The 17,003-nt window shown below is 45.8% G+C and carries 12 protein-coding genes; 4 read left to right on the top strand and 8 right to left on the bottom strand.

Annotation, left to right across the window (positions count from 1 at the left end):
• Positions 1 to 47 precede the first annotated feature (47 nt).
• Positions 48 to 803: an HTH-type transcriptional regulator UlaR gene (gene ulaR, locus HYN51_RS02170; protein ID WP_108901338.1), complete on the top strand. Its 756-nt coding sequence runs from the start codon at positions 48 to 50 to the stop codon at positions 801 to 803.
• 83 nt (positions 804 to 886) lie between these two features.
• Here ulaR and mgtE read toward each other — a convergent pair whose 3' ends face one another.
• The 5 genes from mgtE to HYN51_RS02145 all read right to left on the bottom strand — a co-directional run bounded on the left by mgtE (position 887) and on the right by HYN51_RS02145 (position 7,562).
• On the bottom strand, positions 887 to 2,341 hold the full coding sequence (gene mgtE, locus HYN51_RS02165) for a magnesium transporter (RefSeq protein WP_108901337.1): 1,455 nt from the start codon (positions 2,339 to 2,341) through the stop codon (positions 887 to 889).
• Between the two features lie 355 nt (positions 2,342 to 2,696).
• Positions 2,697 to 4,106 carry a glucuronate isomerase gene (gene uxaC, locus HYN51_RS02160; protein WP_108902127.1) on the bottom strand — a complete coding sequence of 470 codons (1,410 nt, stop codon included), beginning with the start codon at positions 4,104 to 4,106 and terminating at the stop codon, positions 2,697 to 2,699.
• A 2-nt stretch (positions 4,107 to 4,108) separates the two neighbouring features.
• Positions 4,109 to 5,587, bottom strand: a complete 1,479-nt coding sequence (locus HYN51_RS02155) for a mannitol dehydrogenase family protein (protein ID WP_108901336.1) — start codon at positions 5,585 to 5,587, stop codon at positions 4,109 to 4,111.
• A gap of 96 nt (positions 5,588 to 5,683) precedes the next feature.
• Complete coding sequence (locus tag HYN51_RS02150) at positions 5,684 to 6,988, bottom strand: TRAP transporter large permease (protein WP_108901335.1); 1,305 nt, start codon at positions 6,986 to 6,988, stop codon at positions 5,684 to 5,686.
• A gap of 79 nt (positions 6,989 to 7,067) precedes the next feature.
• A complete protein-coding gene (locus tag HYN51_RS02145; RefSeq protein WP_108901334.1) occupies positions 7,068 to 7,562 on the bottom strand; it encodes a TRAP transporter small permease in 495 nt (164 codons plus the stop codon).
• A gap of 320 nt (positions 7,563 to 7,882) precedes the next feature.
• On the opposite strand from HYN51_RS02145, the gene HYN51_RS02140 reads away from it, so the two are divergent.
• From HYN51_RS02140 to uxuA, 3 genes are all read left to right on the top strand, one after another.
• Positions 7,883 to 8,857 carry a TRAP transporter substrate-binding protein gene (locus HYN51_RS02140; protein ID WP_108901333.1) on the top strand — a complete coding sequence of 325 codons (975 nt, stop codon included), beginning with the start codon at positions 7,883 to 7,885 and terminating at the stop codon, positions 8,855 to 8,857.
• A 104-nt stretch (positions 8,858 to 8,961) separates the two neighbouring features.
• The gene (locus HYN51_RS02135; RefSeq protein WP_108901332.1) at positions 8,962 to 9,714 is read left to right on the top strand and encodes an FCD domain-containing protein; all 753 of its coding nucleotides are present in this window, start codon (positions 8,962 to 8,964) and stop codon (positions 9,712 to 9,714) included.
• 166 nt (positions 9,715 to 9,880) lie between these two features.
• The gene (gene uxuA / locus HYN51_RS02130; protein WP_108901331.1) at positions 9,881 to 11,071 is read left to right on the top strand and encodes a mannonate dehydratase; all 1,191 of its coding nucleotides are present in this window, start codon (positions 9,881 to 9,883) and stop codon (positions 11,069 to 11,071) included.
• A 107-nt stretch (positions 11,072 to 11,178) separates the two neighbouring features.
• On the opposite strand, the gene HYN51_RS02125 is transcribed toward uxuA, so the two are convergent.
• The 3 genes from HYN51_RS02125 to HYN51_RS02115 all read right to left on the bottom strand — a co-directional run bounded on the left by HYN51_RS02125 (position 11,179) and on the right by HYN51_RS02115 (position 16,884).
• Positions 11,179 to 11,631: an SRPBCC family protein gene (locus HYN51_RS02125; protein WP_192878433.1), complete on the bottom strand. Its 453-nt coding sequence runs from the start codon at positions 11,629 to 11,631 to the stop codon at positions 11,179 to 11,181.
• Positions 11,632 to 11,911: 280 nt separating this feature from the next.
• Positions 11,912 to 14,284, bottom strand: a complete 2,373-nt coding sequence (locus HYN51_RS02120; protein WP_108901329.1) for a glycoside hydrolase family 31 protein — start codon at positions 14,282 to 14,284, stop codon at positions 11,912 to 11,914.
• A gap of 308 nt (positions 14,285 to 14,592) precedes the next feature.
• Positions 14,593 to 16,884, bottom strand: coding sequence for a YgiQ family radical SAM protein (locus HYN51_RS02115; protein ID WP_108901328.1), 2,292 nt, complete (start codon positions 16,882 to 16,884; stop codon positions 14,593 to 14,595).
• Between the last annotated feature and the right edge of the window lie 119 nt (positions 16,885 to 17,003).

The raw sequence follows: 17,003 nt of genomic DNA, 5'->3' as shown, positions 1-17,003 counted from the left end.
TTTTTCAAATATAATCATCAAATCGTCATCAGACATCTGGATTTTTCATGACAGAATCACAACGACATCAGATTTTACTGGAAATGCTACAACAAACTGGCTTTGTTACCGTTGAGCAAGTTATCGAACGTTTAAGCATTTCTCCTGCAACTGCGCGCCGGGATATCAATAAACTGGGCGATAGCGGCAAACTGAAGAAAGTGCGTAAGGGTGCCGAAGTTATCAATCAAAATCGCGTGGCTTGGACGCCAATGAACATTCATCAGGCACAAAATCATGAAGAGAAAGTTCGCATAGCTAAGGCCGCTTCCCGTTTAGTTCAGCCGGGAGAGAGCGTAGTGATTAGCTGTGGCTCTACCGCTTTTTTACTGGGGCGTGAAATTTGCGGTAAAGATGCGCAAATCATCACCAACTATCTACCATTGGCAAACTTTCTGATTGAACAAGAGCACGATAGCGTGGTTATCATGGGTGGTCAGTACAACAAAAGCCAAGCAATTACTCTTGCCCCTCAGGATGGTGATGCATCGCTGTATGCGGGCCACTGGATGTTTACCAGCGGTAAAGGATTAACCGCAGAAGGCCTGTATAAAACAGATATGTTAACCGCTATGGCTGAGCAAAAAATGCTGAACTATGTCGGTAAATTAGTGGTACTGGTGGACAGCAGCAAAGTGGGGCAACGTGCGGGAATGCTGTTTAGCCGGGCAGAGCAAATTGATATTGTGATCACCGGTAAAGAAGCCAACCATGATGTTATTGAGCAGCTTAAAGCTCAGTGTGTACAGGTGATATTGGTATAAACATTAATCGGTTGCCGGTCTAGAAAATAATTATCGCTGCACGACCAGAATACTGTTTTAAGCAAATTCATCCCTGCTCGTTGCTAAACAAGAAATAGCGTCGCCAGCCCAAGAAAAATAAAAAAGCCGCCTGTATCCGTAATGGCGGTAATCATCACGCTGGAGCCGATGGCCGGATCTCTCCCCAGCCGATCCATGGTAATTGGAATAATGACCCCCATCAACGCGGCCAGCAGCAGGTTCAATAACATCGCCAGTGTCATTACGCCCCCCATTAAGGGGTTACCATATAACAACCACGTTATTCCCCCCATCGCGCCCCCCCAGACGATGCCATTAATCACAGCAACGCCTAACTCACGCATCAGCATAAATGGCATATCTTCGGAACGGATATGATGCAAAGCCAATGCCCGCACAATCATGGTAATTGTCTGGTTGCCGGTATTGCCACCGATGCCAGCAACAATCGGCATTAACGTTGCCAGAGCCACCAGTTCAGAGATTGTCCCTTCAAATAATCCAATAACCCGTGATGCGATAAAGGCAGTGCACAGATTAATTGCTAACCAAGCTGAACGCTGGCGGACTGAAGTCAAAATGGGGGCAAAAATATCTTCCTTCTCACTTAATCCCCCCATACGACGTAAATCATTATCGCTTTCTTCAATCACCACGTTCACCACATCCTCTACAGTCAAACGACCAATCAATTTTTTTTGATGGTTCACAACCGCTGCACTGATCAGGTTATAACGTTCGAAAGCACTGGCAGCCTCTTCAGCATTATCGTCAGGTAAAAAGGTGAGTGGTTCTGTATGCATCAGTGCGGATACGCTGGTTTCCGGCGTATGCAATAAAATATCGGTAATCAGTAACTCCCCCATCAGGCGATTTTCTCTATCGATAACAAATAGTTTGTCGGTAGAATCCGCGATAGTTTTACGCTTTTGCAAAAAGCGTAAAACCGTAGCCAGAGAAATATCATCACGAATGGCGATCAGCTCAAAATCCATCAGGGCACCCACCTTATCCCTGCCCAAATGAATCACTTCACTGATTCTGGCTCGCTGATGCGCATCCAGAGATGCCAGCAGTTGTTCAACCAGATCGCGTGGGAGATGGCCTGCCAGATAGGCCTGTTCATTCAAATCCAGATGTTGCAACGCCGATAGCAACTGACGATCGCTCATATCCTCAATCAGGCTATCCCAAACGAAATCCGATACCTCAATCAGCGTTTTACCGCGTTTTTTATCACTCAGTAAAGACCAGATAGCCTGCCGTTTTCCCTTTGGCAACGACTCCAGCAAATCCGCAAGATCAGCGGCATGTAGTTTATTGACCAGTTGTCGAAGCTCATGCACTCCCTTCATCAATGAAGGATCGGACAGGCTGGATGATTGTTTACCGTAGTCTATTGCCGCCACCAGCAAATGGTCAGACAACAAATGCATAATCCGCTGGCGATTATGTTCCAGTTTTGAACCAGTCATCTTTTCATTCTGTACGTCATTATTGATTTCATTCTGCATCATAAAAATGGTGACTCTGTTGCTGTAAATTCATCGCCCGGAACGTTGCTATTAAGCCATTGTTATCGGGTTGGGCGGTCAATAGTGCATAACCATGACGCTTTTCAATATAAAGAGTAGTGAATGATTAGGATTAATCCGATTGAAAAGTCAGATTAATTTTTTCAGCCCCACCAAAAAAGAGGGTTAAGGGAATGAGGGAGAAAGCGGTTTGATCAAACCTTTTGGTCTCCGCGCTGACTAGATATTCTATTGCGCGACCTAAAGTCTCTATTGCAGACCCTTTTTCTGCGTCTGGTTATAGCGATAAACAGCCCGCCATCGAGCGGGCTGTTTATTATTGATTAAGATAATATGCTTACTTCAGCTTAAAGTAACGCTCTGCATTTCCATAACAGATGTCTTCAATCATATTTCCCACTAATTGATAGTCATGTGGGATTTCACCGTTATCCATCCAGCCACCTACCATATCGCACAGAATGCGGCGGAAATATTCATGGCGGGTATAAGAGAGGAAGCTTCTCGAATCGGTCAACATACCAACAAACTGGCTCAACAAACCCAGTTGTGATAGCTGCATCATCTGACGCTGCATGCCATCTTTCTGATCGTTAAACCACCAGCCTGAGCCAAACTGTATTTTCCCAGCAATACCGCCGCCTTGGAAATTACCGCACATCGTAGCCAGCACTTCGTTGTCTGATGGATTCAGGCAATAGAGAATGGTTTTCGGCAGATTGTCATCTTTGTCTAACGCATTAAGCAAACGAGACAGGGCCTCTGCAACCGGACGATCGCCAATGGAATCAAATCCGGCATCTGCACCCAATCGGGCAAACATACGCTGGCTATTATTACGTAGCGCACCAATATGCAGTTGCATTACCCAGCCACGCTGATGATATTGGCGCCCCAACCAGACCTGAACTGCCGTGCTGAATTGTGCAATCTCTAATTCACTTAACGTCTGACCCAACATGCGCTGACGTAAAATGCGATCCAGCTCTGTGACTGCCGGTATTTCAGCAAAACGCACGATTTCCACGCCGTGGTCGGCGGCAACGCAGCCATGAGCGGCAAAGTGATCCAAACGTTTTTCCAGTGCCGCCAATAAATCAGCAAAACCAAGAATACTGATATCTGCGGCCTTTTCTAACTGCGGAAGATAATCAGCAAAACCAGGTAGATCAATTTTGAAAGCGCGATCCGGCCGCCAGCTTGGGCACACACGGATATCAAAACTGTCGTCAGCTGCAATACCGCGATGGTATTCCAGAGAATCAATAGGGTCGTCCGTCGTACCGACCATTTTCACATTCATCTGCTGCATAATGCCGCGGGCAGAGAACTGGGGTTGTGCCAGTAATCCATTAGCCTGTTGCCAGACTTGCTCTGCGGTATCAGAACTCAAACAAATATTGCTGATGCCAAATGGGCGTTTTAACTCCAGATGAGTCCAGTGATAGATTGGGTTTCCTAAAGTTTTAGGTACCACCGATGCCCAAGCCAAATATTTCTCATAATCGCTGGCATCGCCGGTAATAAGACGTTCATCAATACCTGCGGTTCTGAGTACCCGCCATTTGTAATGATCCCCTGCTAGCCAGATTTCTGACAAATTGCCAAAGCGGCGATTCTCCATAATATCTTTCGGCGGCAGATGACAGTGATAATCAAAAATAGGTTGAGGTGCAGCATAGTCAAAATAGAGACGCTGAGCCGCATCAGTAGATAATAGGAAATTATCCGCTAAAAAGTCTTTCATCATTAAATACTCCCTTGGCTAGCCAACTGATGAACGGTATTTTTGGCCCCTTGCCCCATCAGGGCGAGGTAACTGCGAGTCACCGCTTCGACAAAGCGAGGCTCCAGCGGCAAAGCTGTGCCAAAAATCGCTTCCACTGCCAGTAATCCATTGACTCTTTCAATGCCATCTTCAGTTGACATACATACTTGCTTAAGACGCTCGACCATGGGATCACGAACATCGATAACCGCACCGGTATCATCAACCCCGCCAACGTAGCGCATCCATCCTGCAATACCCAACGCCAGACAGTCGAAGTTACTGTTGTGTGCCAGATGCCAACGTACAGAATCCAACATTCTCTGCGGTAATTTCTGGGTACCATCCATCGCAATTTGCCAAGTACGGTGTTTCAACGAAGGGTTACTATAACGCTCAATCAGACGGTCAGCATAACCGGCTAAATCGACATTCTTCAGGCTCAGTGTTGGTGCTTGCTCTTGCAGCATCAATCGGTGAGCAGCAGTACGATAAGCACCGTCAGTCATACAGTCGTTAATGTGCTGATAACCTGCCAGATACCCCAAATAGGCCAAGAAGGAGTGGCTGCCGTTTAACATACGCAACTTCATCTCTTCATAAGGCAGCACATTGTCTACCAGCTCTGCGCCAATGGTTTCCCACTGAGGGCGGCCAGCAATAAAGTTATCTTCCACCACCCACTGGATAAAAGGTTCACAGGCAATGCCACACGGGTCGCTTACTCCTAGCGCTTGTTCTATTTCCGCCAGTGTTTCATCCGTGATAGCAGGAACAATTCGGTCAACCATGGTGCTAGGGAAAGGGACATTCTGATTTATCCAGTCCGCCAGTTCAGGATGACTGGTTTGGGCTAATCCAATCACCGCCTGCTTAACAATATGCCCATTCTCTGGAATGTTATCACAAGACAGTACAGTGAAAGGTGCCAGACCTCGTTCACGGCGGCGGTATAAAGCCTCCACAATAACGCCAATAGCAGATTTCGGTTGGTGCGGTTGCGCCAAATCGGCCTTAATCGTTGGGTTAGTAAGATCCAAACCACCCCCACCCGGCAGTACACAATAGCCTTTTTCCGTGATAGTCATAGACACAATCGCTACCTGAGGCTCCGCCATTTTTTCGATAACGCTTTCTATTCCATCCAGTTCAGAGTGCAAAGATTCAGTAACGGAACCAATAACCAATGCCTGATTACTTTCAGCCCCTTTTTCCAATACGCTATATAAGTGATTCTGCTGACGAAGTGCCTCAATTAACGCTTCTCCCCCAAACAGATTCACCTCACAGATTCCCCAGTCGCCACCAGACTGTTGCAATACTCGGTTAGTTAACAAGGCCTGATGGGCGCGATGAAATGCACCAAATCCTAAATGTACAATACGGCTTTTTAGCTGGTGGCGGTCGTATGTCGGTCTTTGTACTGAAGTAGGTAACGGGCTGTTATCAATGGTTTTCATGTTACATCTCATAATTTATCGAATGACGTAGAAACGGCGGTCAACCTGTTACCGGAAACCGCCTTGTACTATTTATTTCAGGTTAAATGCCGATAATTAACCGCCATATCCTAGAATAGTTCTTGGTAAATACAGGCTGATCTCTGGAATATAGGTCACCATCATCAGCGTAAATAACAACATGACAAAAAATGGCAGTAACGGTTTCAGTACCTTATCAATCGGTACATCACCTACGCTACAGCCAACAAACAGCGCACTACCCACCGGCGGGGTACAGATACCAATACACAAATTAAAGGTCATAATGATGCCAAAATGCACGGGATCAATACCCATCTGGTTGGCCAACGGCAGGAAGATTGGCGTAAAAATCAGTAGAGCTGGCGTCATATCCATAAACACGCCGATAATGAGCAATATGACGTTAATCATCAGTAAAATAACAATTGGATTTTCTGATACTGCATTCAAACCATCGCTGATCATATAAGGGATATCGGCATTTGCCATCGCCCATGACATCCCCATCGAAGTCCCGATGAGCAGCAATACGATAGAAGTAGTTATCGCTGAATCCAGAATAACCTTCGGTAGATCCGTCAGCTTCATTTCACCGTAGATCATTGATAATCCAATGGTATACACCACGGCCACCGCGGAGGCTTCAGTTGCGGTAAAAATACCGGCAATAATTCCCCCCATAATCACCACGATCAGGGCCAGAGAAGGTAATGCATCCAACATTCGATAGAAGGCTTCTGAGCAGGTAGCCTTTTCCGGGCGGCCATATCCTTTACGCTTGGCGATAATTCCCGCCACAACCATCAAACCGACACCCATCAAAATACCGGGCAAATAACCGGCTAAAAATAGGGCCGAGATAGATGTACCACCCGAAATCAGAGAATAAACAATCAGCGTATTAGAAGGCGGGATCAGTAAACCGGTAGGACAAGAAGTTATATTCACCGCCGCCGAAAACGCCGGATCGTACCCCTCTTTTTTCTGCATAGGTGACATAACACCCCCGACCGCCGCTGCCGATGCTACCGCAGAGCCGGACAGTGCACCAAACATCATATTGGCTAATACGTTACAATGAGCCAACGGGCCGGGGAGCCGCCCTCCCAGCACTTTAGCAAAGTTAATCAGCCGCAGCGCTATTCCCCCCCGGTTCATGATATTCCCCGCCAAAATAAAAAATGGAATGGCTAGCAGCGCAAAACTATCCAATCCGGTAGCCATCTTTTGAGCAATAACGGCAATCGCCGGATCGAAGGGCAACGACAGCATAATGGTCGCCAAAGAAGCCAGACCAATAGAAAAAGAGATCGGTACACCAATGATTAGTAGGAAAGCGAAAACGCCAAACAGCGTTAAAATAATATCCCATTCCATGATTAAGTTACCTTTTATCAGTATTTAGTTATTAGACCCGTGAGCTATCCTGCCTCAGGCTACTATCGGTAAAGCACAGTTACCCTGCCGTATGTACAGAGGAATTCGGCGTAAACTTGTTCAGTAAATCAACCAACGAATAAAAAATAATGGCGAATCCACTGAAAGGAATGGCGAAATAGACATATCCCATAGGAATACCTAAAGCCGGAGAGAGCTGCTGAGTACTCAGGGTCTTCTGAACTAATCCAAGGCCACCGTAAACCATAACCAGCCCGGCAAACAGTAGCGTCATTAAAATGATGACAACTTCGGAAACCAGCTTGCGTGTACCGGTTAATTTTTGCGTCAGCAGATCTATCGCCAAATGGCGCTTCAGGCTTACCGCATAGGCTGCCCCTACCAACCCTACCCACATAAACATAAATCGAGCTATTTCATCCGTTGCTACGCTTGGCGTTCCTAGGCAGTAACGTGAAAAAACCTGCCACAAAACGCAAAGAACAAGAACACTGGAAATAAAAATTACCGCCCACGCAAGAAATTGGTCAACCATTTTCTTAAGTGTATTCATCAAGTTTAACTCCCGACTGGCTATTGCTGATTTAGCAGGACTAACAAATTTCTTCTATTTATTTAGCCACAACCACATGATTTAAATATAATTGATGTTATTTAATCTAAATTCCACACAAAATTAGTCTGTGCTATAAGACATTCTTTCTGTTTCTCGATCAATAAATTCAAACGACCTTATTGCATTTTTGAGATATTGGTCAACCAATTAACATTATTATTGCTTTTTATTTTGACTTTTTGCCTCAAAGTGGTCAGCCTGCTGAGCGTACCCTTACATTCACTCTAAAAATACAACAACGACAGAAGGAGAGTTATATGTCATTAAAGAAGGGCTTATTGCCTCTGATTATTGGTTCCATCATGCTGGTGGCAGCACCGGTTTACTCTGCGGTTACCATGAAACTTAGCCATAACCACAACCGCAACCATCCCGTACAAAAAGCCATGGAAAAAATGGCCAGTCGAGCGAAAGAGCTGTCCGATGGAAATCTGGTTATCCGCATTTATCCGGATGCTCAATTGGGCGACCAAAGAGAATCACTAGAGCTGGTACAAAACGGTGCGCTGGCAATGGCAAAATCCAATGCCGCCGAACTGGAAGCTTTCTCCAAAAACTATGGCGCATTTAACATGCCTTACCTGTTCACCGATCGTGAACACTACTACCGCGCCATGTTAAGTGAATCAGGCAAGTCAATTTTGCAATCTTCCCGACCGAATGGCTTTATTGGTTTGACTTACTATGATGCTGGCTCTCGTAGCTTCTATGCTAAAAAACCCATCAATTCACCCGCGGATCTGAAAGGATTAAAAGTGCGTGTTCAACCTAGCCCAAGTGCGGTTGAAATGATTAAACTACTAGGGGGCAACCCTACACCACTGGCGTATGGTGAGTTATATACCGCATTGCAACAAGGTGTCGTTGACGCCGCTGAAAACAATCTGACGGCACTGACGTTGAACCGTCATGGTGAAGTGACTAAGTTCTACAGCGTAGATGAACACACCTCTATTCCTGATGTTTTGGTCATTTCAGCCAAAGTTTGGGATGGGCTATCTGAAAAAGATCAAAAGGCCTTACAACAAGCGGCTGACGAATCCATGATGTATATGAAAGAGTTATGGGCTCAGTCTAACGCGGAAGAAAAAGTAAAAGCCGAAAATATGGGCGTTCAGTTTAGCTACCCGGAAAAAGCCAGCTTCCAGCAGGCTGTTCAACCAATGTATGACAACTTACAGAAGAGTAATCCTGAAGTTTATCAACTGGTTGATTCTATGAAAAAACTTTAATGGAATGAATCGTATAATTGGTCAACCAGTTAATTGATCTTGTGTTGTATATTGCTACAATTAGCTTGATACTAATCAAGACCATCTAACGCTAAGGAAATAACATGTCAGGTGCTAAACGCTCCTATCAAGAAATTGGTAAAGCGCTAAAAGCCATGTTGAGCTCAGGTAATTTTCCCGTAGGTTCACGCCTACCGCCAGAAAGGGATATTGCTGCCCAGTTCAGCGTTAGTCGAGCAGTAATACGTGAAGCATTAATCATGCTGGAATTAGAGAATCTGATTGATGTGCGTAAAGGCTCTGGGGTTTACGTAATAAACCTACCTGACAGTGTTAAACAAGCTCCGCAACAGAACAGTGATGATATCGGTCCTTTTGAAATGCTACAGGCGCGACAATTGCTAGAAAGCAATATTGCCGCCTTTGCGGCCACGCAATTGGTTAAATCAGATATTGCCGAACTCCGCCAAGCTCTCGAACAGGAGCGTTCCGCACTGGAAAGCGGGCAAACCAATTATGACAGTGATGAGCTGTTCCATACGCTGATCGCTAAAGCTACCCAAAACTCGCTGTTAGAAGATATGGTGCAAGACCTGTGGCGTCGCCGCCGAGATAGCGCCATGTGGCAAAAGCTACATACCCATATCTCTAATCAAGACTACCGACGAGCTTGGCTGAACGATCACAACAAGATCTTACAGGCATTACAACGCAGAGATCCTCAGGGTGCCCGCCAGGCAATGTGGCAGCACTTAGAGAATGTGAAACAAAAGTTGATGGAACTTTCTGATTCAGATGACCCCTCTTTTGATGGTTATCTTTTTGAATCAGTTCCCGTTGAAAATCAGGATTCCTGATATCGCGAGAAAAAACGATAACCGCCATGGTAGTTTCCCCTGTCATGGTCAGATAAGCGACATATAGCGCAACGCTGTTTAGTCGATAAATATAATTTTATGTTTATACGCTATTTATGGCGGGGTTGCGGCTGTCTTTAACACCCTTGATTTAAGGTATTTATATATGGAACAAACATGGCGTTGGTATGGTCCTAATGACCTAGTCTCTTTAGATGATATTCGCCAAGCTGGTGCTACCGGTATTGTCACGGCATTGCATCATATTCCAAACGGTGACGTCTGGAGTGTCGAAGAGATCGAAAAACGCAAAAAAGTGATTGAAGAGAAAGGACTAGTCTGGTCAGTGGTAGAAAGTATTCCTGTCCATGAAGAAATCAAAACTCAGACCGGTAACTATAAGCAGCATATCGCTAATTATCAGCAATCGATCCGTAATCTGGCCGCCTGCGGCATTGATACCGTGTGCTACAACTTTATGCCGGTATTAGACTGGACTCGTACCGATCTGGAATATGTGTTACCCGATGGTTCCAAAGCCCTGCGTTTCGACCAAATTGCTTTTGCTGCCTTTGAACTGCATATGTTAAAACGCCCTGGCGCAGAAGCTGACTACACCGCAGAGGAAGTTGCCCAAGCTAAGACTTATTATGACGCCATGAGTCAGGCTGACATTGATAAGCTGGTACGCAATATTATTGCTGGCCTGCCGGGTGCTGAAGAGGGTTATACTCTAGAGCAGTTCCGTAAGCACCTCTCTACTTATGATGGTATTGATAAGGCCAAACTGCGTGAGCACATGGCGTATTTCCTGAAGCAGATTGTTCCGGTAGCTGAAGCCTGCGGTTTACGTCTGGCGGTACATCCTGACGATCCGCCGCGTCCGATTCTGGGCCTGCCGCGTATTGTTTCCACTATCGAAGATATGCAGTGGCTAAAAGAGACCGTCGACAGCATTCATAATGGTTTCACCATGTGTACCGGTTCCTACGGTGTACGGGCTGATAACGATTTAGTCAGAATGATCGAAACCTTTGGCGACCGTATTCACTTCACCCATCTGCGTTCAACCTGTCGTGAAGGAAACCCAAAAACCTTCCATGAAGGGGCCCATTTAGATGGCGATGTGGATATGTATTCGGTGGTGAAAGCGATTCTGGGAGAAGAGTCTCGCCGCCAGAAAGCAGGAGATATGCGTAAGATTCCAATGCGCCCTGATCATGGCCACCAGATGTTGGATGACCTAAAGAAGAAAACCAATCCGGGTTATTCTGCGATTGGTCGTTTGAAAGGTTTGGCAGAAATCCGTGGTGTTGAATTAGCGCTGAAACGCACCTTTTTTAGCGATCTGAAGTGATTTTCAATTAACTATTGAGCATAACGCCGAAAGGCTAAACTATCGGGTTAATTAACAAAGCGCCCATACTTATATTAAAGATGGGCGCTTTTTAACAATCTGAAAAATCAAGGGTAGCTTGGCCCAACATTTTCACATTCAATGATTCGCTCAACCAAACGAACCAAATTCTCGACAGATTGTGTTTCAATTCGCAAGGCTTCCGCGTTGTCTTTTCCTAATTCAATACCGACCTCTTTATCTTTAGTCAGAGTACGGCCGAATACGGTACCTTCTGCTGTCTGTTCGAATGTATAAGTAATTTTCAGTGAAGAATCTTTGAGCTGTATGCTGGCACTGCGTGGACGATCGTACTCGGCGACATGCCACTCTATCTCACGAGGGCCATTGTTGGTACGAACAAATTCGTAAAAAACATCACCAGGACGAAAGGGACGCTCGGTTACACCTGATACTGCACGTGTAGCCAAGTGCCATTCAGGCCAGAATCTCACTTGTGTTATCAAGTCGAAAACTTTTTCAACGCTTCCTTTAATAACAATTTTATTGTCACTTTTCATTAAAGCACTTCCTTTCATTCTTTCGCTAGTTTCAGAAATGTATTGTTGAACACAGAATGTATGCTCAACCGATACTGTATCCACATTGATACTGTCAGAACGTTGATACCATCGAGACAGCGTCATTATTCTTAACTAGCTAATGATATTATTGAAAATAATATCATTATGAAATCAATATCTTTGTATCAAAATAGACTGACACAACAAAAGAAAATGCTCAGATACGCATAAAGCAATACCAATCAATTGATTAAATGACTGGTATTGCCCTATATCACTATAATAATGACAATGTAATTTGACTTGCCGCCAATCCATTAATATATAAACTACGCTTTTCTCCCTGTGGTAATACCATCTTCAGAGTATTCCACACGGGAACATAGCTGCCTTTAGCCTCAATTTTCAAATCGATACGATTTACATCGCTGGTTAATGTCCAGTTTAGCCACAGCGCATTACCGTCACGATAGCCAAAACTGTCACCATCATCTTCGAAAATTTCTCCACAGGTTTCTCCTGCGGCTACCAGAGGGAAAACATGCAGTTCGCGAACGTCTTCCTTAACCAATTGTGTAGAACCAATATGGGTTGATAGCGGCAATACTGCACCGGCTTTCACTAACAGCGGTAGGCGCTCCAGCGGTGCTGGCAGCACAATTTTTTGCCCGCCTTTATACCACTGGCCGGAATGGAAGCAATACCAGCCATTCTGATTATCAGGTAAATACACCGGACGTTCACGCTGACCTTGCTCCACGACGCTGGCGACCAGCAGATCTTTACCAATCAGGAAATCATCGGTTTCACTGAAAGTATTGCTGTCATGTTCATGATCTAGAAAAGTCGGACGAAGCATCGGCTCATCGTCACGGTGAGCTTGCCACAGCAAGTTATAGAAGTACGGTAGCAGGCGATAACGCAAGTTGATCGCGTCGCGAATAGCAGGCGTAGCTTCCGGATACATCCAAGGTTCATTAACCGTACGATCGTCATTCCATGAGTGGATGGTAAAACGCGGATGCATCACGCCATTTTGTACCCAACGGACAAACAGTTCAGCATCTGGACGATCGCCTGAAAATCCCCCGACATCGTGCCCTACGTTATATAACCCGGACAAACTCATACCCACCCCCATGCGGGTGTTATAGCGTAAGGTTTGCCAGTTGGTGCGGTTATCTCCACTCCACGTCTGCACATAACGTTGCATACCGGCACAGCCAGAACGAGAGATCAAATAAGGTCGTTTTTCTGGAGCAAATTTCTGCTGAGCCTCCATGGAAGAGCGGCACATCAACAGCGGCATTACCGGACGGATATGTTTAATCGCAATCGGGCGACCAAAACCATGACAAACCGCTTCGCCATCCCACACCTCATACTCGTTATTGTCGTTCCACGTTGAGTCGATACCCATTTCCAGCAATTGCTGAGTGACGTTGCCCTGCCACCATTGAATAGTCTGTGGATTGGTAAAATCAAGATGGGAGCCTTCATCATCCCAAAAAACTGAACGTTCCGGTGAACCGGACTCAGAGTCACGAATAAATAACCCGGCTTTCGCCACTTCCTGATATTTTGGATGGTCCTGTAGCAGACAAGGTTTGATATTCGCCGCCAGTTTTAGCCCGGCTTGATGAAATGCCTGACTCAGCATTTTTGGCTGAGGTACTTTGTCGTAATTCCAGTTAAATACGTAGCGCTTGTTATTGATGGAAGTATAGCCGGATGAAAGCTGGAAAGAATCGCAAGGGATTTGGTGTTCACTGCATAACGTAATGAACTTTTGCAGCTGTTGCTGAGCATCCGGCGCATCAGTGTAGTGCATAGTTGAGCCGCTATAACCCAAGCTCCATTTTGGTCCAAAGAAGGTTTTTCCTGTCAACTGGACAAACTTTTTAGTGACATCCAATACTTTTGGGCCAAGAAATAGATAGTAATCCAGATCTCCCGCCTCAGCCTGATAGCGACGATACGGTAGATGGTAGTTATCCAACTCGTTACCCAAGTCCAACCAACAGCTGCTCAGGTTATCGTAAAACAAACCAAAACTAACTTCGTTACGACGCGTGATAGTAAACGGAATATGTTTATACAGCGGATCGGTAGAGGCCGCGTTATAACCCATCGCGTCCAGATTACGCATTTCAAACCGACGACCGTTGCGGTTCAGGTCACCGGCCTTCTCTCCCAATCCATAAAACTGCTCATTGCCATAACGACGTTGATAGTGAGCCACGCCATCACCGTGAGTATTTAATAAATAAGCGCTGGTGGGACGATCGGCAGTTAGCAGTTGCCAGTCGCCGTTTTGGGTTTTGTATTCCCACTCCAGCCATAGCGGTTGATGAATAGTAACCCGCAGTTTATCGGTACTCACACGTAACCATTCATCCTGCTGTTCCAACTGATAGCCGGGCTGAGAGAATCCCTCACAACTCAATCTGGAGCGCCCTTCCCAAGGTGTATCGTTATCCGGTGCAATCGTCCAGGTACGATCCAGAGCTAATTGGTTATTTTGTTTGATCAGAACCCGAAATAGATCCGGCTCCAACACATACAAACAAAAGCAATGGCGGTTATCAACATTAAGTTCGATACGGTCGGAAAGCTGTTGCTGCAACGTCCAGTTCTTTAGTGTTTTCATGATGTTCGTCTTTATAGTTAGCAATAATCACAGGTAGTTCACGCTAGCTAACGATAAAAAAAGTTATGCCTCAACGGATTTTTTTGAAAAAAATTGCATAAATAAGTCAATAAGGTAGATAAGTCCGAACTATCCCTTATATATTTTAATATATTTATAATGAAAATTTTTTCATTGCGTTATTCGTGAGAGATCACAAAATGAACGAAAAGTTGAAAACCATAAAAATGACCGAATTCACCCAGTTGGGTCATCTTTCATTTAAACGGGTGAATAATCTATTCACCCGTTTAAAACATTTTCAACACTCAAAAAGACGTTTTCTTCCTAGCGGGACCTTTCGCTTTTCCACTTTTTACTGAATGTTCCGTTTCCTGTTTACCGCTTTGTGGCTTCACATTTTTTGCTTTATTATCTGGCTTACGGGCCGTTTCTGCGGCCTGACGTCCCGACCCTTTTGCAGGATCTCTTTGACGCGTAATATCCGTATGTTTGGTTAACGCAGGACGCGTCTGACGCAAATTACGTTTAGCGGCTCTTTGTTCTTCAATACTTGCCGCAGGTACCAGACAGTCACGACGGCTACCTATCAGATGTTTTAATCCCATCTCTTCCAACGCAGTGCGAATCAACGGCCAGTTCGCCGGATCGTGGTAACGCAGGAGTGCTTTTTGTAACCGGCGCTGACGATCCCCTTTTGGAATGGTTACGTCCTCACTTTTATAATCCACTTTCGACAACGGATTCTTACCGGTGTAGTACATGGTGGTTGAGTTGGCCAGCGGTGACGGATAGAAGTTTTGCACCTGATCCAAACGGAAGCGGTTCTTCTTCAGCCATAGAGCCAGATTAACCATGTCCTCATCTTCAGTGCCCGGATGGGCCGAAATGAAATAAGGAATAAGATACTGCTCTTTTCCTGCTTGTTTAGAGTAGGTATCAAACAGCTCTTTAAAGCGATCGTAACTGCCCATGCCGGGCTTCATCATTTTGGATAGCGGCCCTTTTTCCGTATGTTCTGGCGCTATCTTCAAATAGCCGCCAACGTGATGGGTTGCCAGTTCCTTAATATAGCGAGGATCCTGCACGGCTAAATCGTAACGAACGCCAGAAGCAATCAGGATCTTCTTGATGCCTTTTAAATCTCTGGCTCGACGATAGAGTTTGATGGTCGGCTCATGGTTAGTATCCATATGCTGACAAATTTCAGGATAAACACAGGAAGCCCGACGGCAGGTCTGCTCTGCCCTTGGCGACTGACAACGCAACATATACATATTGGCCGTTGGCCCGCCGAGGTCAGAAATAATACCGGTGAAACCCGGCACGCTATCGCGGATCTCTTCAATTTCACGGATGATCGAATCTTCTGAACGGCTCTGGATAATACGCCCTTCGTGTTCGGTAATTGAACAGAACGAGCAGCCACCATAACAGCCGCGCATGATATTAACTGAGAAACGAATCATCTCATACGCAGGCAGTTTTTGACCGTTATAGGCAGGATGAGGAACGCGCTGATATGGCAGAGCAAATACGCTGTCCATTTCTTCCGTAGATAATGGAATAGCGGGTGGATTAATCCACACGTAGCGATCCCCATGTTTCTGTAGTAATGCCCGAGCACAGCCGGGGTTAGTCTCATGATGCAAAATACGCGAAGCATGGGCATACATGATTTTATCTGCCTTCACCTTTTCATAAGATGGCAGCAAAACGTAAGTCTTTTCCCACGGCTTTGGTTTGGCTGGTTGAACAACAATCTCTTTTTCCGTCGGCTGTTTTTCGGGAGAAAATGGGCTGTTTTCATCGACGCAAGGCAGGTCATCACCATAGGGATGAGGAATAGGATCGATACGTCCCGGCTTATCCAATCGAGTAGAGTCTACCCCAGACCAACCCGGCAGCGCGCCTTTGCACATCAGGGCGGTGTTACGCACGTCCTGAATATCGGCAATGGATTCTCCGGCGGCCAGACGGTGGGCCAATTCAACCATGGGTCGCTCACCATTACCGTAAACCAACATGTCTGCCTTTGAATCCACTAAAACAGAGCGACGCACGGTATCAGACCAATAGTCATAATGGGCAATACGGCGTAGGCTGGCTTCAATACCTCCCAGAATCACCGGCACATCTTTGTAGGCTTCTTTACAGCGTTGGCTATACACCAATGTGGCGCGATCCGGTCGCTTACCGCCGATATTATCCGGCGTATAGGCATCATCATGACGCATACGTCGATCGGCGGTATAACGGTTAATCATGGAATCCATGTTTCCGGCGGTTACCCCGAAAAACAAATTGGGTTTTCCAAGCCGCATAAAATCATCTTTGTTGGTCCAGTCGGGCTGGGCAATGATGCCCACGCGAAACCCCTGCGCTTCCAACATCCGACCAACAATCGCCATACCAAAACTGGGATGGTCAACATAAGCATCACCGGTCACGATAATAATGTCACAGCTGTCCCAACCTAATGTATCCATCTCCTTACGGGACATCGGCAAAAAAGGCGCCGTGCCAAAACACTCAGCCCAATAAGGCGTGTAGGAAAACAGGTCGCGTTCAGGCTGGATCAGACTAATGCTGCTACTCATAGAAAACTCATTTAAACGTTATTGGGGAACCGATGATACGGCAGGCCGGGAATTATACCGCTTTATGACGCTGAATCACGGATAAATAGCTTTCACGGGCGGAATTATTACCAATGTGC

The sequence above is a fragment of the Limnobaculum parvum genome (genome assembly GCF_003096015.2).
Taxonomy (GTDB): Bacteria; Pseudomonadota; Gammaproteobacteria; order Enterobacterales; family Enterobacteriaceae; genus Limnobaculum; species Limnobaculum parvum.
Note: the sequence above shows the minus strand (reverse complement) of the source record. Positions and strands in the feature narration are given on the sequence as shown.

Bases quoted from the DNA above. Each gene is read 5' to 3' on its own strand.
- uxuA (WP_108901331.1), top strand. From the start codon at position 9,881: ATGGAACAAACATGGCGTTGGTATGGTCCTAATGACCTAGTCTCTTTA.
- uxaC (WP_108902127.1), bottom strand. From the start codon at position 4,106: ATGAAAGACTTTTTAGCGGATAATTTCCTATTATCTACTGATGCGGCT.
- HYN51_RS02135 (WP_108901332.1), top strand. From the start codon at position 8,962: ATGTCAGGTGCTAAACGCTCCTATCAAGAAATTGGTAAAGCGCTAAAA.
- ulaR (WP_108901338.1), top strand. From the start codon at position 48: ATGACAGAATCACAACGACATCAGATTTTACTGGAAATGCTACAACAA.
- HYN51_RS02120 (WP_108901329.1), bottom strand. From the start codon at position 14,284: ATGAAAACACTAAAGAACTGGACGTTGCAGCAACAGCTTTCCGACCGT.
- mgtE (WP_108901337.1), bottom strand. From the start codon at position 2,341: ATGATGCAGAATGAAATCAATAATGACGTACAGAATGAAAAGATGACT.
- HYN51_RS02140 (WP_108901333.1), top strand. From the start codon at position 7,883: ATGTCATTAAAGAAGGGCTTATTGCCTCTGATTATTGGTTCCATCATG.
- HYN51_RS02150 (WP_108901335.1), bottom strand. From the start codon at position 6,988: ATGGAATGGGATATTATTTTAACGCTGTTTGGCGTTTTCGCTTTCCTA.
- HYN51_RS02115 (WP_108901328.1), bottom strand. From the start codon at position 16,884: ATGAGTAGCAGCATTAGTCTGATCCAGCCTGAACGCGACCTGTTTTCC.
- HYN51_RS02155 (WP_108901336.1), bottom strand. From the start codon at position 5,587: ATGAAAACCATTGATAACAGCCCGTTACCTACTTCAGTACAAAGACCG.
- HYN51_RS02125 (WP_192878433.1), bottom strand. From the start codon at position 11,631: ATGAAAAGTGACAATAAAATTGTTATTAAAGGAAGCGTTGAAAAAGTT.
- HYN51_RS02145 (WP_108901334.1), bottom strand. From the start codon at position 7,562: ATGAATACACTTAAGAAAATGGTTGACCAATTTCTTGCGTGGGCGGTA.